The 16283-nt window shown below is 60.2% G+C and carries 16 protein-coding genes and 1 pseudogene; 10 read left to right on the top strand and 7 right to left on the bottom strand.

Annotation, left to right across the window (positions count from 1 at the left end; all coding sequences use genetic code 11):
* Window positions 1-186: 186 nt before the first annotated feature.
* From V5B59_RS13875 to V5B59_RS13845, 7 genes are read left to right on the top strand one after another with little or no spacing between them, the layout of a single operon-like run.
* Window positions 187-1806 carry a carboxyl transferase domain-containing protein gene (locus V5B59_RS13875; protein WP_169071764.1) on the top strand — a complete coding sequence of 540 codons (1620 nt, stop codon included), beginning with the start codon at window positions 187-189 and terminating at the stop codon, window positions 1804-1806.
* Between the two features lie 9 nt (window positions 1807-1815).
* Window positions 1816-2610: an enoyl-CoA hydratase/isomerase family protein gene (locus V5B59_RS13870; protein WP_169071781.1), complete on the top strand. Its 795-nt coding sequence runs from the start codon at window positions 1816-1818 to the stop codon at window positions 2608-2610.
* 57 nt (window positions 2611-2667) lie between these two features.
* Window positions 2668-4698 carry an acetyl/propionyl/methylcrotonyl-CoA carboxylase subunit alpha gene (locus tag V5B59_RS13865; protein ID WP_169071763.1) on the top strand — a complete coding sequence of 677 codons (2031 nt, stop codon included), beginning with the start codon at window positions 2668-2670 and terminating at the stop codon, window positions 4696-4698.
* Window positions 4695-5618 carry a hydroxymethylglutaryl-CoA lyase gene (locus V5B59_RS13860; RefSeq protein WP_169071762.1) on the top strand — a complete coding sequence of 308 codons (924 nt, stop codon included), beginning with the start codon at window positions 4695-4697 and terminating at the stop codon, window positions 5616-5618. The genes V5B59_RS13865 and V5B59_RS13860 overlap by 4 nt, the downstream gene beginning before the upstream one ends.
* Complete coding sequence (locus V5B59_RS13855) at window positions 5615-5863, top strand: DUF1289 domain-containing protein (RefSeq protein ID WP_169071761.1); 249 nt, start codon at window positions 5615-5617, stop codon at window positions 5861-5863. The genes V5B59_RS13860 and V5B59_RS13855 overlap by 4 nt, the downstream gene beginning before the upstream one ends.
* 2 nt (window positions 5864-5865) lie before the next feature.
* Window positions 5866-6057, top strand: a complete 192-nt coding sequence (locus tag V5B59_RS13850) for a DUF1289 domain-containing protein (RefSeq protein WP_169071760.1) — start codon at window positions 5866-5868, stop codon at window positions 6055-6057.
* Window positions 6057-6971 (top strand): MBL fold metallo-hydrolase, encoded by a 915-nt coding sequence (locus tag V5B59_RS13845; RefSeq protein WP_169071759.1) that lies wholly within the window; start codon window positions 6057-6059, stop codon window positions 6969-6971. Before V5B59_RS13850 ends, V5B59_RS13845 begins: the two co-directional genes overlap by 1 nt.
* Window positions 6972-7464: 493 nt before the next feature.
* Here V5B59_RS13845 and V5B59_RS13840 read toward each other — a convergent pair whose 3' ends face one another.
* The 5 genes and pseudogenes from V5B59_RS13840 to V5B59_RS13820 all read right to left on the bottom strand — a co-directional run bounded on the left by V5B59_RS13840 (window position 7465) and on the right by V5B59_RS13820 (window position 12641).
* On the bottom strand, window positions 7465-7932 hold the full coding sequence (locus V5B59_RS13840; protein WP_169071758.1) for a hypothetical protein: 468 nt from the start codon (window positions 7930-7932) through the stop codon (window positions 7465-7467).
* 20 nt (window positions 7933-7952) lie between these two features.
* Window positions 7953-8765, bottom strand: a complete 813-nt coding sequence (locus V5B59_RS13835; protein ID WP_169071757.1) for a DUF2092 domain-containing protein — start codon at window positions 8763-8765, stop codon at window positions 7953-7955.
* A 182-nt stretch (window positions 8766-8947) separates the two neighbouring features.
* On the bottom strand, window positions 8948-9571 hold the full coding sequence (locus V5B59_RS13830) for a YSC84-related protein (protein ID WP_169071756.1): 624 nt from the start codon (window positions 9569-9571) through the stop codon (window positions 8948-8950).
* A 179-nt stretch (window positions 9572-9750) separates the two neighbouring features.
* Window positions 9751-10077: a hypothetical protein gene (locus V5B59_RS13825; RefSeq protein WP_169071780.1), complete on the bottom strand. Its 327-nt coding sequence runs from the start codon at window positions 10075-10077 to the stop codon at window positions 9751-9753.
* Window positions 10078-10140: 63 nt separating this feature from the next.
* Window positions 10141-12641: pseudogene (locus tag V5B59_RS13820) on the bottom strand (arylsulfatase).
* A 190-nt stretch (window positions 12642-12831) separates the two neighbouring features.
* Between V5B59_RS13820 and V5B59_RS13815 the strand changes: the two are divergent.
* The 3 genes from V5B59_RS13815 to V5B59_RS26250 are packed head-to-tail and all read left to right on the top strand — an operon-like array spanning window position 12832 to window position 13820.
* The gene (locus V5B59_RS13815; protein ID WP_332351970.1) at window positions 12832-13086 is read left to right on the top strand and encodes a hypothetical protein; all 255 of its coding nucleotides are present in this window, start codon (window positions 12832-12834) and stop codon (window positions 13084-13086) included.
* Window positions 13019-13660 carry an AraC family transcriptional regulator ligand-binding domain-containing protein gene (locus V5B59_RS13810; protein ID WP_332352196.1) on the top strand — a complete coding sequence of 214 codons (642 nt, stop codon included), beginning with the start codon at window positions 13019-13021 and terminating at the stop codon, window positions 13658-13660. Before V5B59_RS13815 ends, V5B59_RS13810 begins: the two co-directional genes overlap by 68 nt.
* Window positions 13638-13820 carry a helix-turn-helix domain-containing protein gene (locus V5B59_RS26250; protein ID WP_408612952.1) on the top strand — a complete coding sequence of 61 codons (183 nt, stop codon included), beginning with the start codon at window positions 13638-13640 and terminating at the stop codon, window positions 13818-13820. Before V5B59_RS13810 ends, V5B59_RS26250 begins: the two co-directional genes overlap by 23 nt.
* Before the next feature lie 60 nt (window positions 13821-13880).
* Here V5B59_RS26250 and V5B59_RS13805 read toward each other — a convergent pair whose 3' ends face one another.
* Both V5B59_RS13805 and V5B59_RS13800 read right to left on the bottom strand, forming a co-directional pair.
* Entirely contained in the window at window positions 13881-15218 is a 1338-nt protein-coding gene (locus V5B59_RS13805) for a transposase (RefSeq protein WP_332351919.1), read from the bottom strand.
* A 409-nt stretch (window positions 15219-15627) separates the two neighbouring features.
* Window positions 15628-15894 carry a hypothetical protein gene (locus V5B59_RS13800; RefSeq protein WP_169069206.1) on the bottom strand — a complete coding sequence of 89 codons (267 nt, stop codon included), beginning with the start codon at window positions 15892-15894 and terminating at the stop codon, window positions 15628-15630.
* Between the last annotated feature and the right edge of the window lie 389 nt (window positions 15895-16283).

The following is a 16283-nucleotide window of genomic DNA, read 5'->3' as shown; positions in this document are numbered from 1 at the left end:
CTGATCGCTGTCAGGCGCTATGATCCTCATCTGAGCGGAACAGGCAAGGGATCACCGACATTCACCCAAAGCAGGAGAAGCATTCATGTCGCAGCCAATCGAGTTCTATTTCGACTTCACCTCCCCCTATGGCGACCTGGCTTCGGAGAAACCAGTCGAGCGCTGGCTGGCCAGCGGAGGTTTCTGATGCCAGTTCTGCAAACGCAGCTCAATCCTCGCAGCGACGACTTCCAGGCCAACGTCGAAGCGATGCGCAGCGTCGTCGCCGACTTGCGTACGACGGTCGACCGAATCGCTCTCGGCGGTCCGGAAGCGGCACGCCAGAAGCACCTGGCACGCGGCAAGCTGCTGCCGCGTGAGCGGGTCAATGCGCTGATCGATCCCGGTTCGGCTTTCCTGGAGCTGTCACAACTCGCTGCCTATGGCATGTATGGCGAGGCCCATCCTTTCGAGGTGCCGGCGGCCTCGCTGATCACCGGCATCGGCCGCGTCCATGGCGTCGAGTGCATGATCGTTGCCAACGATGCGACGGTGAAGGGCGGCACCTATTACCCGCTGACGGTCAAGAAACACCTGCGCGCGCAGGAGATCGCCGGCGAGAACCGCCTGCCGTGCATCTATCTGGTCGATTCGGGAGGCGCTTTCCTGCCGATGCAGGACGAGGTCTTTCCCGACAAGGAACATTTCGGCCGCATCTTCTACAATCAGGCCAATCTTTCGGCGGCCGGCATCCCGCAGATCGCCGCCGTGCTGGGTTCGTGTACCGCTGGCGGTGCCTACGTGCCGGCGATGTCCGACGAGTCGATCATCGTCAAGGACCAGGGAACGATCTTTCTCGGCGGGCCGCCGCTGGTCAAGGCAGCGACCGGCGAGGTGGTGACTGCCGAGGATCTCGGCGGCGCCGATGTACATACGCGCATTTCCGGCGTCGTCGATCACTACGCGGAAAACGACGCGCATGCGCTGGCGATCGCCCGCCGCATCGTCGGCAACCTCAACTGGCGCAAGCATCCGCCATTGAGCCTCGCCGAACCGCGTGAGCCGGTCTACGTGGCCGAAGAACTGTATGGCGTGATCCCTACCGACGCCAGGAAGCCCTTCGACGTTCGCGAGATCATCGCCCGCATCGTCGATGGCTCCGACTTCGACGAATTCAAGGCACGCTACGGGACGACGATCGTCTGCGGTTTCGCACGCCTCTGGGGCTATCCGCTAGGCATCGTCGCCAACAACGGCATCCTGTTCTCGGAATCTTCGCTGAAGGCTGCGCATTTCATCGAACTCTGCGCGCAGCGCGGCATCCCGCTGCTCTTCCTGCAGAACATCACCGGCTTCATGGTCGGCCGCAAGTACGAAAACGGCGGCATCGCCCGCGATGGTGCCAAGATGGTGACCGCCGTCGCCTGCGCCAGGGTGCCGAAGTTCACGGTGGTCATCGGCGGTTCCTTTGGTGCCGGCAACTATGGCATGTGTGGTCGGGCGTACTCGCCGCGTTTCCTGTGGATGTGGCCGAATGCACGCATTTCGGTGATGGGCGGCGAGCAGGCGGCGAAGGTGCTGGCAACCGTCAGGCGCGATGGCCTCGAAGCCGCCGGCAAAGCCTGGAGTGCTGACGACGAAGAGGCCTTCATGGCGCCGATCCGCGAACAGTACGAATTGCAGGGTCATCCCTACTACGCCAGCGCCCGCCTCTGGGACGACGGCGTGATCGACCCGGCCGATACCCGGCGGGTGATCGGACTCGGTCTGTCGGCGGCGCTGAACGCCGACGCCGAAGCGACAAAGTTCGGCATTTTCCGCATGTAAGGGGTCATGATGAGCGAGTATCAATCGATTCTCACCGAAATCGACGGCAACGTCGGCATCCTGACGCTGAACAAGGCGCAGCGGCACAACGCTTTCGATGAGCAACTGATCGCCGAGATCACCGAAGGCCTGCGCGAACTCGAGGCGGACGCGCGTGTTCGCGCCGTCGTGCTGTCGTCGACCGGAAAAAGCTTCTGCGCCGGCGCCGATCTGAACTGGATGAAGCGTGTCGCCGACTGCACTCCCGAGGAAAACCTGCTCGACGCGAAAAGGCTGGCGGAGTTGTTGTCGACGCTCAACGAACTCTCGAAGCCGACGCTGGCGCGCGTGCAGGGCCCGGCATACGGCGGTGGCGTCGGGCTGATCGCCGCCTGCGACATTGCGATCGGAACCTACGATGCGGTGTTTGCGCTCAGCGAAGTGAAGCTGGGAATCGTGCCGGCAGTGATCAGCCCGTACGTGCTGGCGGCGATCGGCGAGCGCTACAGCCGTCGCTACATGCTGACTGCCGAGCGCTTTTCGGCTGCCGAGGCCTACCGGATTGGCCTGTTGCACGAACTCGTTCCCGGTGAGGAGCAACTCGACGATGCGATCGCCGAGATCCTCGACAGTCTGCTCGCCAACGGCCCGCGCGCGCAAGCCGAGTGCAAGGCGCTGATTCGCATCGTTGCCGGCCAGCCGATCGACGAAGAGACCATCGAAGAGACGGCACAGCGGATTACGAGCGTTCGTGCCAGCCCCGAAGGCAGGGAAGGTCTGGCGGCGTTTCTCGAAAAGCGGCAGCCCAACTGGGTGGCCGACTGAAATGGCGGCCACCCGGATACGGTCCGCATGCTTGCAGCGAGCGAAAGGTTTTGTGCAATGTTTACCAAGATTCTGATTGCCAATCGCGGCGAGATTGCCTGTCGCGTGATCCGTACCGCCCGCCGCATGGGGGTGCGCAGCGTCGCCGTTTTTTCCGAAGCCGATGCCAACGCCCGGCACGTGCGCCTCGCCGACGAGGCGGTGTGCATCGGTCCGGCTGCGGTTCGCGAATCCTATCTGCGCACCGATCGGATACTCGACGCCGCCAGGCGTACCGGCGCACAGGCGGTGCATCCGGGCTATGGCTTTCTCTCCGAGAATGACCGCTTCGCCGATGCCTGTGCGGCCGCCGGGGTCGTTTTCATCGGCCCGCCAGCCGCGGCAATTCGCGCCATGGGTTCGAAGTCCGCCGCCAAGACGCTGATGGCCGCTGCCGGCGTTCCCCTGACTCCGGGTTACCACGGTGATGAGCAGGAACCCGTTTTCCTGCACGCTCAGGCCGACGCCATCGGCTATCCGGTGCTGATCAAGGCGGCTGCCGGCGGGGGCGGCAAGGGCATGCGTCTGGTCGAAAGGAGCGACGATTTCGCCGCCGCGCTGGCCTCGTGCCAGCGCGAAGCGATTTCGTCATTCGGCTCCGAGCAGGTGCTGATCGAAAAATACCTGCGCCGTTCGCGGCACATCGAGATCCAGATTTTTGCCGATACGCAGGGCAATTGCCTGCATCTCTTCGAACGCGACTGCTCGGTGCAGCGCCGCCACCAGAAAGTGCTCGAAGAGGCGCCGGCACCAGGAATGACGCCGGCGCGCCGCGCCGCCATGGGCCAGGCCGCCGTTGACGCTGCCCTGGCGGTCGGTTACGTCGGCGCCGGTACCGTCGAGTTCATCGCCAGCGATACCTTCGCGCAGGACGGCAGCTTCTATTTCATGGAGATGAACACCCGCCTGCAGGTCGAGCATCCGGTGACCGAGATGATCACCGGGCAGGATCTCGTCGAGTGGCAGTTGCGCGTCGCCAGCGGCGAGCCCCTGCCGCTGCGCCAGGCACAGCTCGACATTCGCGGGCACGCGCTGGAAGCGCGCATCTACGCCGAGAATCCTGACCAGGAATTCCTGCCATCGACGGGCCGCCTGCTGCATCTGGCGCGGCCTGCCGAGAGCCTCAACGTCCGCGTCGATACCGGAATCGAACAGGGTGACGAGATCACGCCTTACTACGACCCGATGATTGCCAAGCTGATCGTCTGGGACGTCGACCGGCATGCAGCGCTGGCGCGCATGCGGCAGGCGCTGGCCGATTACCGCATCGTCGGGGTCAGTACCAACATCGACTTCCTTTCACGGCTGGTGGCCTGCCCGGCTTTTGCCAACGCCGATCTCGATACCGCTCTGATCGAGCGCAGCCGCGACTTCCTCTTTCCGGCACAAAGCGATCCTCCGAGCAGCGTCTTCTTCGTCGCCGCCGTCGCCGGTTTGCTGCGCGAATACGCGGCAGCGCTCGCCAGGGCCAGCCACTCGGGCGACCCCTGGTCGCCGTGGAGTCTGCACGACGGTTGGCGTCTGAACATCCAGCCGCGACGCACGCTCACCTACCGTAGCGGGGATACCCGGCATGAAGTCATCGTCGCCTACGCCGCCGATGGCTGGCGCTTGACTCTCGGCAACGAGTCGGTCCTCGCGCGCGGCCGCATCCTCGACAGCGGCCAGTTTGCCGGGCAACTGGCGGTCGAACTCGACGATCGACGCCTGGTGGCGAGTGTCGTCGCGGTCACCGAAAAGCAGGAACGCCACGTTTTTCTCAATGGCACCAATTACGTCATCCTGCGCGACGATCCGTTGCACCTCGTCGAAGCAGGAGGGGCGCATGGCGGTGGTCTGACCGCACCGATGCCGGGCAAGGTCATCGCTTTGCTGGCCGCGGTCGGACAGCGGGTGGACAAGGGCGCGCCGCTCCTGATTCTCGAAGCAATGAAGATGGAACACACGATTACCGCGCCGAAGAACGGCCGCGTCCAGGCCTTCCACTACGCCGCCGGCGACCAGGTCGCCGATGCTGCCGAACTGGTCGATTTCGAGGTCGAGCCATGACCCTGCCACAGCGAGTGAAACTGGTCGAGGTCGGGCCACGCGACGGCTTGCAGAATGAGCAAGCGATCGTTCCGACGGCGATCAAGGTCGAACTGATCGAACGTCTTGCCGATGCCGGACTGTCGGCCATCGAGGCCACCTCTTTCGTCTCGCCGCAGTGGGTGCCGCAGATGGCCGACAGCGCCGAGGTGCTGCGCGCCTTGCTGGCGAGCCCGCGACGTTGGCCGCAGCCCTCCTACCCGGTGTTGACCCCCAACCTCAAGGGTTTCGACGCGGCCGTCGAAGCCGGCGCGCAGGAAGTCGCGATTTTCGCTGCGGCCTCGGAGACCTTCTCGCGGAAGAACATCAACTGCAGCATCGCCGAGAGCCTGAAGCGCTTCGCTGCCGTCGTCGATGCCGCCAGCGCACTCGAGGTCAAGGTACGCGGCTATGTATCGTGCGTCGTCGCCTGCCCCTACGAAGGCGCCGTCGATCCGGTGAAAAGCGCGTGGGTCGCCGAGCGACTCCTCGAAATGGGTTGCTACGAAGTCTCTCTCGGCGATACCATCGGTGCCGGCACGCCGGCATCGATCCAGCGAATGATCCAGGCCTGCGCGGCGGTGGTGCCGATCGAGAAGCTGGCGGGGCATTACCATGACACCTACGGGATGGCCATTGCCAACATCTACGCCTCGCTCGAACTCGGCATGGCGGTGTTTGACAGTTCGATCGCCGGACTCGGCGGCTGCCCTTATGCCGTCGGCGCCAGCGGCAACGTCGCCAGCGAGGATGTCGTCCATTTACTGCAGGGCCTGGGCATTGAATGCGGAGTCGATATGGAAAAATTGCTGGTCGCCAGCCAGTTCATTGCGCATCACCTGGGCCGCGAACCGGCGTCGAAAGTGGCGCGCGCCTTGCTCGCCAGGCAGAACACCCGATGAGCGCTGCTGCAGCTACGGTCGTGACGCAAACGCTTGCCTCGCCGTGCATCAATGTCTGCCGGATGGACGAGCAAACCGGCTGCTGTCTGGGTTGCTTCCGGACGATCGAGGAAATTGCCGTCTGGAGCCGCGCCTCCGATGACCAGCGCCTGCGGATTCTACTGGCCGTCGAGCATCGGCGGTTCGAACACGACCCGGAAGGCTGTGCGTCGGGTGGTGATTTCCGCGCGGATTGCGATCGTTGATCATGAACGAATCTGAAGAAGAATATTTCTGCGTCGGCATCTGCATGCCCGACCCGGATTCCGGTTACTGCCTTGGCTGCGGTCGTCCGCCGCTGCCGGTCTCGCTGATCACGCAAGGAATCGTCGTCGAGGAACTGCGCCGCGAGCCAATCTATGACGCCTTTCCGAACAACGACTCGCCAGATCCAGACTGATGCTTCCCGATAGCCTGCTGGTTCTTGAACGCGGCTGGCTGTCGTCGAACAACATCGTCTTCCTCGAAGGAGAGCAGGCGGCGCTGATCGACAGTGGCTACGTGACGCATGCCGCACAGACGGTCGCTCTGCTCGAACACGCGCTGGCCGGTCGCCGCCTGACGCGACTGCTGAATACCCACTCGCATTCCGACCATATCGGGGGCAATGCGGCAGTGACCCGCGCCTTCGGCTGCCAGGTCATCGTTCCCCAGGGTATCGACGCGACGATTGCCGAGTGGGACGAAGAGGCCTTGCTGCTCTCGCCGCTCGGCCAGTCGGGCGCGCGCTTTTGCCATGATGCAACGATCGCTGCCGGCGATGAAGTCGAACTCGGCGGGCTCAACTGGCGTGCGATTGCGGTTCCCGGCCATGACATGGATGCGCTGGCCTTTCACAACCCGGAGCGGCGCCTGCTGATCTCCGGTGATGCCCTGTGGCGCAACGGCTTCGGGGTGATTTTCTCGGAACTGCTGGGCCATCCGGAGGATGCGGGGGGTCTGAAGGCCGCGCGTGAAACGCTCGACGTACTGGCGCGCCTGCCGATCGATGGGGTGATCCCCGGCCACGGTGCGCCTTTCGTCGAGGTGGCCGATGCCTTCGAGCGCGCCTACCAGCGGCTGGCCACCTTCGAACAGAATGTCGAGCTGCTGGCCAGACATGCCCTCCGGGTCATTCTTGCTTTTGCCTTGCTGGAGAGACGGCAACTGCTGCGCGCCGATCTCCCGGACTTCCTCGCCAGCCTCAGCTTCTGCCAGAGTGTCAACGCACGTTATCTGAACCACAGCAACGAGGTGCTGGCGCAATGGCTGGTCCGCGACCTGATCCGAGTCGGAACGCTGAAAGACGTCGGTGGCATGCTGCTGGCCGTCTAAGCACAGACATCCGGATGTTCGTGTCCGCATACCGCATACGAAAAGTCGAGCGAGTGCAAGGAGAATGCATTCGCGCACAATTTTTTGCGCCGCTGAACGCCCCCGACTGTCCAAGAAACGGCTTGTTCTGCCAGACACTATTTACTGGCACGCCCAGCATATCGCTCCTACGCCGCGTAAAAGGTGCGCTTCGCCAGGCTGCATAAGGCCGCAGCCTGCCCTTGACTCGGCTACAAAGCGCTTCTTCGGTGCAGCGCGAAAGCATTTTTCGGGCCTGGAAAAAACGCTGCGCCAGAATTACGCGCTTTTTGACCGCCATTCACAGCGAGTCGTCGAGCAGCAAGGGATGCTTCTGCCGCGGTGTGCCGTCATCGTTGAATACGCCGACGTTCTCGAGACCGTGACGGCCTTCGCCACGATAGCTGATCCACCACACGACAGTTTCCCTTCCTGACAAGAAATCCCCAGCCGCTGTGCGGCCGGGAGTTGTATGTCACGGTGCCGGTACCACCTCGTAGTAGACACCGCTTGATCCGAAATACGGCTTGTACCAGGTCGGTCCGCTCTGGTAATAGTTCACGCCATTTATCACCATGCTCTGCGCTCCGGACGGCAACGCCGCGTATTGGGTGCCGATCGGCACATTGCCCTGGGCGACATAAACCGGCTGCGTAGCCACGTAAGCGGGTTGGGCGACGACGACCGTGGTGGGTCGCGCCGCGCTGGCAACCGCGGCGCCAATCGCCATCCCGGCGACGGCACCGGCCGCCGCGCCGCAGCCGTAGCATCCGGCAGGGTGGTAAGCGGGATGGTAATAGGCGCCGTGGTAGCCACCAGCCGCAACAAATCCGCGGCCGCCATAACCACGACCTGCTGCAACCCAGGCGTTGGCATCGGCCAGGGGAACGAGTGCGCCGGCAGTGGCGGCGATTCCCAGGGCGAGTATCTTGATCTGTTTCATCGCATTGCTCCTTTGGCCGCTCATTTGGATTGCTGAAGGATGGGAAGCTTGAAGTCGATCTTCACCGCATCCTTCGGGATGTTGGCGTTGAAAGTCTGGGCCGCGATCGGCGCACCAAGTTTCCAGTCCGAGAATGTCGTCGTGAAGGTTGGCTGACGTTCCCCGCCCCGATAATGCACGACCATCAGGCGCGGCAGCTTGTCCTTGGTGCCGATCCAGATTTCCCAGTCGACCCCGGCACCGGAAAATGCCAAATGATCAGTGTTGACCGCATCAAGGGTCGATTGACCAACCAGCAGCGCACTCGAAAGATCCTGGGTGAGTCGGGTGAAGGGGTCGGCAACGAGCAGATCGACGAAAGGCGCCAGCGCATCCGAACCTGGGTGTTCCTTCTCGAGCAACGCCTCAACCGTGCTCGCCGCTGCTGGCTGCTGCGCATAGAACCGCTTTTCGATGCCGATGGCCGTCACCGTCTTGCCATTGAAATAGAGGTTGTGCGGGAAGAGCTCGCCACGGGACTCGACGAACAACTTGTCGGGCCGTTGCATCGCCACGCGCGAAGCCCCGAACAGACTGATCTGCTGCCCGGAGGGAGTGGCAAAGGGAATCAGGCTGCGCACCTTGACGTTCAGGGTTTGCGCTTTGGCCAGCGTATCGCTCATGCCTTTCAGCAGGTTGAGTGCGCGTTCGTCCTTGAACTGCTGCACGGGTGCAGTCGCTGGCGCTTCGGCGGGCTTTTCCTGGCCCACGGCAGCGCCGCCGAAGAGGACTGTGGCGGCAAGCACGGCACCGCCGAACAAACGTGCAAATGGATTTGGCTTTCTTTTTGGCATGTCTATCTTCCAGTTAGCCCGAGGCGACATTGCCACGGATGTACGCTGCATTCTTGCATTGCGGTCGACGCCGCTGGAGCACGTATTTTCATCTCGATTGATTCTCCTGCGATTGGTTCATGAAGACGGTTGGCAATTCATGACACCCGCCATGCACTGAACTTCGGAAACGCTCCCGAAACTCAATTGAGAGTGGAATCCTTGAAGAACTTGGTACCCGACACGGTGAGCGTGGCGGAGAGACCGGTTTCGGTCAACTGGTAGAGATAGACGCCGGGGGCGACTGAGGCGGCTCCGGAGAACATGCCGCCCTGACCGTCGGCCATCATCGAGACGTTGGCCTGGGCACCGAACTCCCAGCCTTGGTTGATGAAGTTCCGCAAGGCCTGTTCGGTGGCGAAAACGAAGATCAGGCGATTCTTGTTGACGCCGAATCCCAGCCCGCCCTGCACCTGCGCCATCTGCATGAAGGTCTGGCGGCTGGTGCGCTGGTTGACGACCATGCCCTTGCCTGTCGTGCCGCCGGCAAAGAAGAGCTTGATCCCGAAGGTGCTGAACACCGCGTAGCCTGCGGCATTCGCTATGGCGCGCTGTGCGCCGGGTTGAATTTCGTACAGCGTGGCCAGCGCATCCTGAGCCATTTCCCGGACCTGGTGCCGGGCCTGGATGATCTTGCCTTCGTTGGGCACCCCCGCGGGCAGGACGTTCTCGACATCCTGCAGCGGATCCCAGGAGAACTCGGCGGCAGTGGCCAGCGGCGCGGTGAGACAAAGGGCGATTGCAAGCGGTGACAAGCGATTTTTCATGGTACTTTCTCCAATAAAGTCTGTGGATGGACCCCGTCCGTCCTTGAACAGACGTCGATGTTTCAACATGGCCCCCCCAATCAATCCGGTCGTCCCGCGAAGCCGGGCACCCAGCGGGAATCCGGATTCCCCGCATAAGCGGAAGTCATACATGGAACAAGCGATCAACGGCGGTTCAATTATCCCCAAATCAACAACGCCGTCAGGATGATGTGCAGGACGACCGCCGGCCACAGCAGCGGGCCGGTCGAACTGCCCGTGAAGCCGAGGTAGGCGAGATACAGTGTGACGGCTGCGCTGTAGGTCAACATGCCGGCGCGTGGGGTGCCTGGCCAGCAGGCCATCCCCAACCCGACCAGCGCGATGCCGGCCACCCGGGCGACCGGGATGGCGATGCCGGTCAGTTCCTCGCCCAGCAAAAGCCGCCCGACCAGAGCCGGAACGATCAGCAACGCCAAGCCAGTTGATGCTTCACCGACTGCAGCGAAGATCATCGCCCCTTTCATGGCATGGCCGCGATAATACGTTGGCGCTCGTCCCGACGCCCCGGTTTGCATGACCGATAGCCGTTAGCGTTTTTGCGCATTCTTGGCCGTCCCTGACGCGGCCGCCGCGTGCTGCTCCGGTTCGAGCTTGAAGGTCAGCTTGTCGATCGTGCCGGTGAACTTGAACGGGGAATCGTAGCGATACTCGATCATCGCGACGCCGGTGCGCGTGTCGAGACCGACGTCGAAGGTCTCGTCCTCGGCAAAGGTGATCGGCGTGGAGTTGGGCATCGAGTTACGCGCCACTTCCTTGCCGTCCACGTAGAGCACGCCGGTCCCGCCCTTGCCCAGACCCGGCTCGGCGGACTTGAAGTCGAAGACGATGGTGTGCTTGCCCGGGCTCAGTTCAGGCCCTTCCCAGATGTGCGCTTCAGGTCGAGCAGGTTGTAGAGGAACACCACCTTGCCCCGGCCGATCCCGAGTTCGCCTTTGCTCAGGAACAGCCCGTAGCCACCGAAACGGCCACCCTGGGTGACGATCATGCCTTCGGCGCCACCCGCAGGGATGGTGACCTCGGCGGTGATGGTGTAGGACTTGTTCAGGATGTGCGGCGCCGTGCTGCCGGGCACGTTGGCCAGCGTGCCCGAGTAGGTGAACTCCGTGCGTCCGGCCGTCAGGCTCGGCTTCGGCGCGTTCCAGCGCGCCAGCGTCGTGTTGTCGAGCGGCAGCACGTTGTACTTTGCCGCCTCCAGATAGAAGATGTTCTGCATCTGCTTGAGCTTGTCAGGCATCTTCGCCGCGAGGTCGTTGTTCTGCGTGGGATCGTCCATCACGTTGTAGAGCTCCCACCTGTAGCCGGTGATCACATCCGGCGGCGGCTTGGTGGAGAGCTCCCACGGCAGCGTTACCGGCGTCGTCGCCGCAACCCAGCCGTCATGGTAGATGGCGCGGTTGCCGAGCATCTCGAAGTACTGCGTCGTGTGCCGGGTCGGCGCGTTGGCGTTGGCCTTGTTCCAGGTGTAGGCCAGGCTCGTGCCTTCGATCGGCAGCTGCTTGATGCCGTTGATCGTCTCCGGCGCCGGGATGCCGGTGGCTTCGAGGATGGTCGGCACGATGTCGATGACGTGGTGGAACTGGCGGCGGATGCCGCCCGGGTCGCCGATGTGGCCGGGCCACGAGATCGCCATGCCCTGCGCCGTGCCGCCGAAGTGCGACGGTACCTGCTTCATCCATTTGAACGGCGTGTCGAAGGCCCAGGCCCACGCCGCCGAATAGTGCGGGAAGGTCGGTCGGAGCCCCAGAACTCGTACCAGAGGAACTGGTCCTTGACCGGCACCGCGATGCCGTTGAAGGTCGTGAACTCGTTGGGCGTACCGTTGACCATGCCTTCGGCACTCGCCCCGTTGTCGCCACTGATGTAGATGATCAGCGTGTTGTCGAGCTGACCCATGTCCTCGACGGCCTGGATGACACGGCCGATCTCGTTGTCGGCGTAGGCCTGATAGGCCGCATAGACATCCGCCTGCTTGATGAACAGCTTTTTCTCTTCCCAGCTCAGCGAGTCCCAGCGCGGCAGCTTGGCGCCGTTGTAGATGTCCTGTCCGTCAGGCCACGGCGTCAGCTGAGCGTTGGCGCGGCATGATGCCGAGCCGCTTCTGGTTGGCAAAGATCGTCTCGCGCAGCTTCTCCCAGCCGTCGTCGAACAGGTGCATCGCGCTGATCTTGTCGATCCACTCCGGCGTCGGATGATGCGGCGCGTGCGTGGCGCCGGGCACGTAGTAGACGAAGAAGGGCTTCTCCGGTGCCAGCGCCTTCGACTGTCGCATGTACTGGATCGCCTCGTCGGCCATCGCCGTTTGCAGGTTCCAGCCAGGGTTGCCCTGGAACGGGAAGATCGGCGTCGTGTTGCGGAACAGGTTCGGCTGCCACTGGCTGGCGTCGCCGCCGACGAAGCCGTAGAAGTACTCGAAACCCATGCCGTTCGGCCATTGCTCGAAGGGCCCGGCCTGGCTGTTCGCGAAGAAGGGCGTGTTGTGGTCCTTGCCGAACCATGAGGTCGCGTAGCCGTTGTCCCTCAGGATCGTGCCGATGGTGCCCTTCTCGATCGGGATGATCGAGTCGTAGCCAGGGAAGCCGGTCGCGATCTCGCCCACCACGCCGAAGCCCACCGAGTGGTGGTTGCGCCCGGTAATCAGCGCCGCGCGCGTCGGCGAGCAGAGCGACGTGGAATGGAAGTTCGTGTAACGCAGGCCGCTCTTCGCGATGCGGTCCAGCGCCGGGGTCGGGATCACGCCGCCGAAGGTGCTGGGCGAGCCGAAGCCGTCGTCATCGGTCATGATGAGCAGCACGTTGGGTGCACGCTTCGGCGGCACGACGCGTGGCGGCCACCATGCTGTGGACTCCGAAGCCCTGTCCTTGATCACCCCGCCGAACTTCGGGTCGGGCGGCGGCAGCTGCTTGCCGCTGATGGTCGTGGTAGCGCTGGGCGAGCCCAGCACGCCGGTGACCTGTTGCGCCGAAGCAAGGCCAATGAGGCCGAGAGAAGCAATACAGGATACTGCCAACCCGAATAACTGCTTTTTCATCGCTTGCTCCAATAGCCGAATGTCGTGATACCGAAGGATTTGCCCAAGGTTCACAATAGACTGTAGTGTGGAATTTACCAAGTGGAATGCTGTTCCGGAATAGGTCTTCGGGATAGGACAATAGACGACATCGATTGGACATTTGACGACATTCCACTAATCATGCGCACATGAATACTTCTCCCTGTTGGTGCGCGCTCGTGCGCTCACCGGTTTTACCGAACTCGTCAAGGAACTCGGCGGCGACGCCGAAGTATTGCTTCGTGACGTTGGGCTGACTACACAAATGCTCGCGCAACCGGAAGCGACGATCAGCATGTCCGCCACAGTGAGCCTGCTCGAGAACGCGGCAGCACAGCTCGCCGCCCGACTTTGGCCTGCTCCTCGCACAACGCCAGGATTATTCGGCTCTCGGCCCCATCGCAATGGTCGCCCGTCGCGCTGACACCGTGGGCAGTGCTCTGATTGCGATCGCGCGCAATTTGCCTTACCACGTAGCGCGCACCTCGCTTCGGATGGAAGCCGGGCCCGCCGAGGAACTCATATGGCTGCGTTACGAACTGCCTCCGGAAATTTGCGGAGCGCATCGGCAGTCGGTGGAAATGTGCTGTTTGTTACTGATCCAGACCCTACGCATGCTTAGCGGGGATATTGGCGCTGACTGGCAGGTGGTGTTTCAGCACCCTCCCGGCGTATCCCTTTCACGCTACCAAGAATTCTTTGAATGTGAAGTGGCGTGCCAGCAGTCTGGTAATGGCGTGATTGTTCCCCAAGCACTCCTCGAACAGGTGCTGGACAGCGGAAATCCACAGATTCGCGTTGCCGTCGAGCGCTTTGTGGCTAACCTGATTCGACGCAATCCACTTGATCTTGTCCAACAAATCGAAGAACTGATCGCACGCCAACTGGCCAATGGCGACTGCAGCCTGGATAGCATCGCCCAGCAACTGGCAATGAACGAGCGTACGCTGCAACGGCGTCTAGAGGCAGCAACAAATCAGCTTCTCCGAAATCCTTGATCGCGTTCGACGGAGCCAGGCGCGCGAGTTCCTGGCTCAACCCGCCCTGCCCTTGTCGGAAGTGGCAATTCTGCTCGGCTACAGCGAACAGCGATCGCTAAGCCGGGCCTGTCGCCGCTGGTTCGGTACGACGCCGGGAGCGTTGCGTATGAAATTTTGAGCGGGGCGATGTTTCTACCCCCTGTTAATTGCAGTTTTCTGATGACGAACGAGCAAAGATCTACGACGTGTCTATCTCTAGCGTACCGGCCGAGTAACCCTTTGCAATTGCCTTCCACAACACCTCCCAAGAAGGGATGAGATAACTTGTAAACAGCTCGATCATCCGATGCCACAAAGAGATTAGAGTACGCCGTGACTGGCGTGCACTTTTAAATAGCTCACATCCCCACGCTTGGAGCTGATCAATTAAAAAAGCCATGAACGTCAAACAACCAAAAACTGAACTCAAATTTTTTTCGCCATGTCCGTAATTGTGCTCTAAATTGTAACCTTGATTCTTCAGTGTGTTAAACGTTTCGTTTTCTATTTTCCAGCGCGCTCGACCTCCTTGCATGACTTTGAAAACCGTCTCTTTCGTTAGTTCGATATCAGTGATCCACGAAAAAATAACCTCCTTGCCTTTTTTAATTTGCCAATATTCCAAAAAGTTAACCAGCAAATCCGGATGGCTTTTATTCAGGCGAACTCCGTTAATAAACCGAAATCCGTGAATAATTCCTGCGTCGTCAATCTTTTCAAATTCAATGGCTTCCCCTTGACACATTTTTTTCTGGATCAAATCAAACAAATGGGAATGATCTCCTTCTTTGACGCCAATAATGTAGCTCATTCCTAATGATTTCAACAACTTAAGGTGTGGTCCGTTCGCCGACAAACTGTCCTCTATGATAATCGGCTTCAGGTGCTTGTATTGCTCGCTCAGGTGCTTCAGCAACCTTTTCGATGCATTACGCTCACAGTCATTTTTGTTATCGCCGTCCTCTTTCATGATTGGCTCCGGCATCAGGGGAATAACCACTGGGTAGTCCGGGTGAACCACCGTTGCACACAACAGCTGATGATAATATTCTTCTCTCCCATCCCGGTGCTTCTTCACACAACACTGCGGACAACTTGTAGCACCGGAACTAAAATGCCCGGTACCATCAATGGATACTAATACGTGACCATTCATAAAATGGTATTGCTCCATCACTCCGGCCTGCACTGCACTTTGATGGAGCGCACAAAAGCTCGAACTCAGCTGTCGAAAGTCAATTTCGTCCAAGATGCTTCGCATCTGCGTATCCGATGGGGTCGTCTGAATACCATACATCGTCATCAGATTGTGCCGTATGACCTCGTTTTTTCTTTTTTCATCGAACTGAAGTAGCGACGGGCACTTCATTGAAAACATAGCAAGCCCAGACATCAAAGCATCTGATAAAGGAATTGATTTGCGATTCGTGCGCTGATCGACTATTCCATCAAATGACGAACGAGCCTGCTTGAGTAAATTCGAAGCCGATAGATCTTCCGAATTTGATGTGATTTTCCAAGAAATGGTTTTTTTCATCTTGCAGCTAAACTTAATCAGATAGATGTCAAAGTATACTACTAAAATGCAAAGTTAGCCCCTTCACCGAGGCTGAAAACGCCTCGTAACTTGTTGTTTTTAGTGGGGGAAATTTATGCCGGGAACTGCTGAGAAGTCGTCTTCTTGGGGGTGCGAGGATAAACTGTCACCGAACTGCACGACCTGATTCTGATGAGTTAGCTGCCGTTCGCACCACTCGTTTTTCTGGGCTGCTACGGCTGGTAGTGGCCGGAGGCGGCCTGCCAACCAGCCAGAGATCCAGCACTTGCCTCTCTCGAACAACACTACTGTTTTCATTCCTCGAACAAATCGGCATGGATATCGGCTACCGTCACAGCTTTTTCCGGATTTTCGGTCGTGGCTGAAACTGTGCGGCGAAGGTTCTCGATCAGGCTGCCAAGGTGCGCATCCCGGCCAGATCGGAAACATTGACGTAATAGCCATTCATCACAGCCTTCTCCTTGCCGCGCAGACGGACCTTTACAGCCTGGCCCGCTTTTGATGGAGCCTCCTCCAAGCATATTGCCCATCCGATCTTCTCTCGCCAGAGCAAATCGCCGACCTTGTTTGTGATGCCGCGCTCGGCCTGCTGGCGCAGTTCAACCTCCCAGACTTGCCTCAACTCGGAATCGATTTCCTCCAGCAGCCGCGTCACCGTTGGGGCAGCAGTTCCCGGCATAATAAATCAATTCGGATAACTCCTAAAATAAAATGCAATTTGCATTCGCAGATTACGTTTTTGCAGAAGTAATGCTTCCGACTTTTTTCACGGAAATAAAATTTATATTAACAATCACACTGAGCAATAAACTGGGTACAAAAAAACACCATACGAACGAGCAAAGATCTACGACGAGTCTATCTCTAGCGTACCGGCCGAGTAACCGTTTGCAATTGCCTTCCACAACACCTCCCAAGAAGGGATGAGATAACTTGTAAACAGCTCGATCATCCGATGCCACAAAGAGATTAGAGTACGCCGTGACTGGCGTGCACTTTTAAATAACTCACATCCCCACGCTTCAGGGCCTAGACACTCGGAAT

Source organism: Candidatus Accumulibacter contiguus, assembly GCF_036625285.1.
In the GTDB taxonomy this organism is placed as follows: Bacteria; Pseudomonadota; Gammaproteobacteria; order Burkholderiales; family Rhodocyclaceae; genus Accumulibacter; species Accumulibacter contiguus.
Note: the sequence above shows the minus strand (reverse complement) of the source record. Positions and strands in the feature narration are given on the sequence as shown.

What these genes read in the sequence shown, in the direction of transcription:
- V5B59_RS13850 (WP_169071760.1), top strand. Translation starts at nt 5,866, where the DNA reads ATGAACGAATCTGAAGAAGAATATTTCTGCGTCGGCATCTGCATGCCC.
- V5B59_RS13840 (WP_169071758.1), bottom strand. Translation starts at nt 7,932, where the DNA reads ATGAAACAGATCAAGATACTCGCCCTGGGAATCGCCGCCACTGCCGGC.
- V5B59_RS13835 (WP_169071757.1), bottom strand. Translation starts at nt 8,765, where the DNA reads ATGCCAAAAAGAAAGCCAAATCCATTTGCACGTTTGTTCGGCGGTGCC.
- V5B59_RS13875 (WP_169071764.1), top strand. Translation starts at nt 187, where the DNA reads ATGCCAGTTCTGCAAACGCAGCTCAATCCTCGCAGCGACGACTTCCAG.
- V5B59_RS13825 (WP_169071780.1), bottom strand. Translation starts at nt 10,077, where the DNA reads ATGAAAGGGGCGATGATCTTCGCTGCAGTCGGTGAAGCATCAACTGGC.
- V5B59_RS13865 (WP_169071763.1), top strand. Translation starts at nt 2,668, where the DNA reads ATGTTTACCAAGATTCTGATTGCCAATCGCGGCGAGATTGCCTGTCGC.
- V5B59_RS13855 (WP_169071761.1), top strand. Translation starts at nt 5,615, where the DNA reads ATGAGCGCTGCTGCAGCTACGGTCGTGACGCAAACGCTTGCCTCGCCG.
- V5B59_RS13830 (WP_169071756.1), bottom strand. Translation starts at nt 9,571, where the DNA reads ATGAAAAATCGCTTGTCACCGCTTGCAATCGCCCTTTGTCTCACCGCG.
- V5B59_RS13845 (WP_169071759.1), top strand. Translation starts at nt 6,057, where the DNA reads ATGCTTCCCGATAGCCTGCTGGTTCTTGAACGCGGCTGGCTGTCGTCG.
- V5B59_RS13860 (WP_169071762.1), top strand. Translation starts at nt 4,695, where the DNA reads ATGACCCTGCCACAGCGAGTGAAACTGGTCGAGGTCGGGCCACGCGAC.
- V5B59_RS13805 (WP_332351919.1), bottom strand. Translation starts at nt 15,218, where the DNA reads ATGAAAAAAACCATTTCTTGGAAAATCACATCAAATTCGGAAGATCTA.
- V5B59_RS13870 (WP_169071781.1), top strand. Translation starts at nt 1,816, where the DNA reads ATGAGCGAGTATCAATCGATTCTCACCGAAATCGACGGCAACGTCGGC.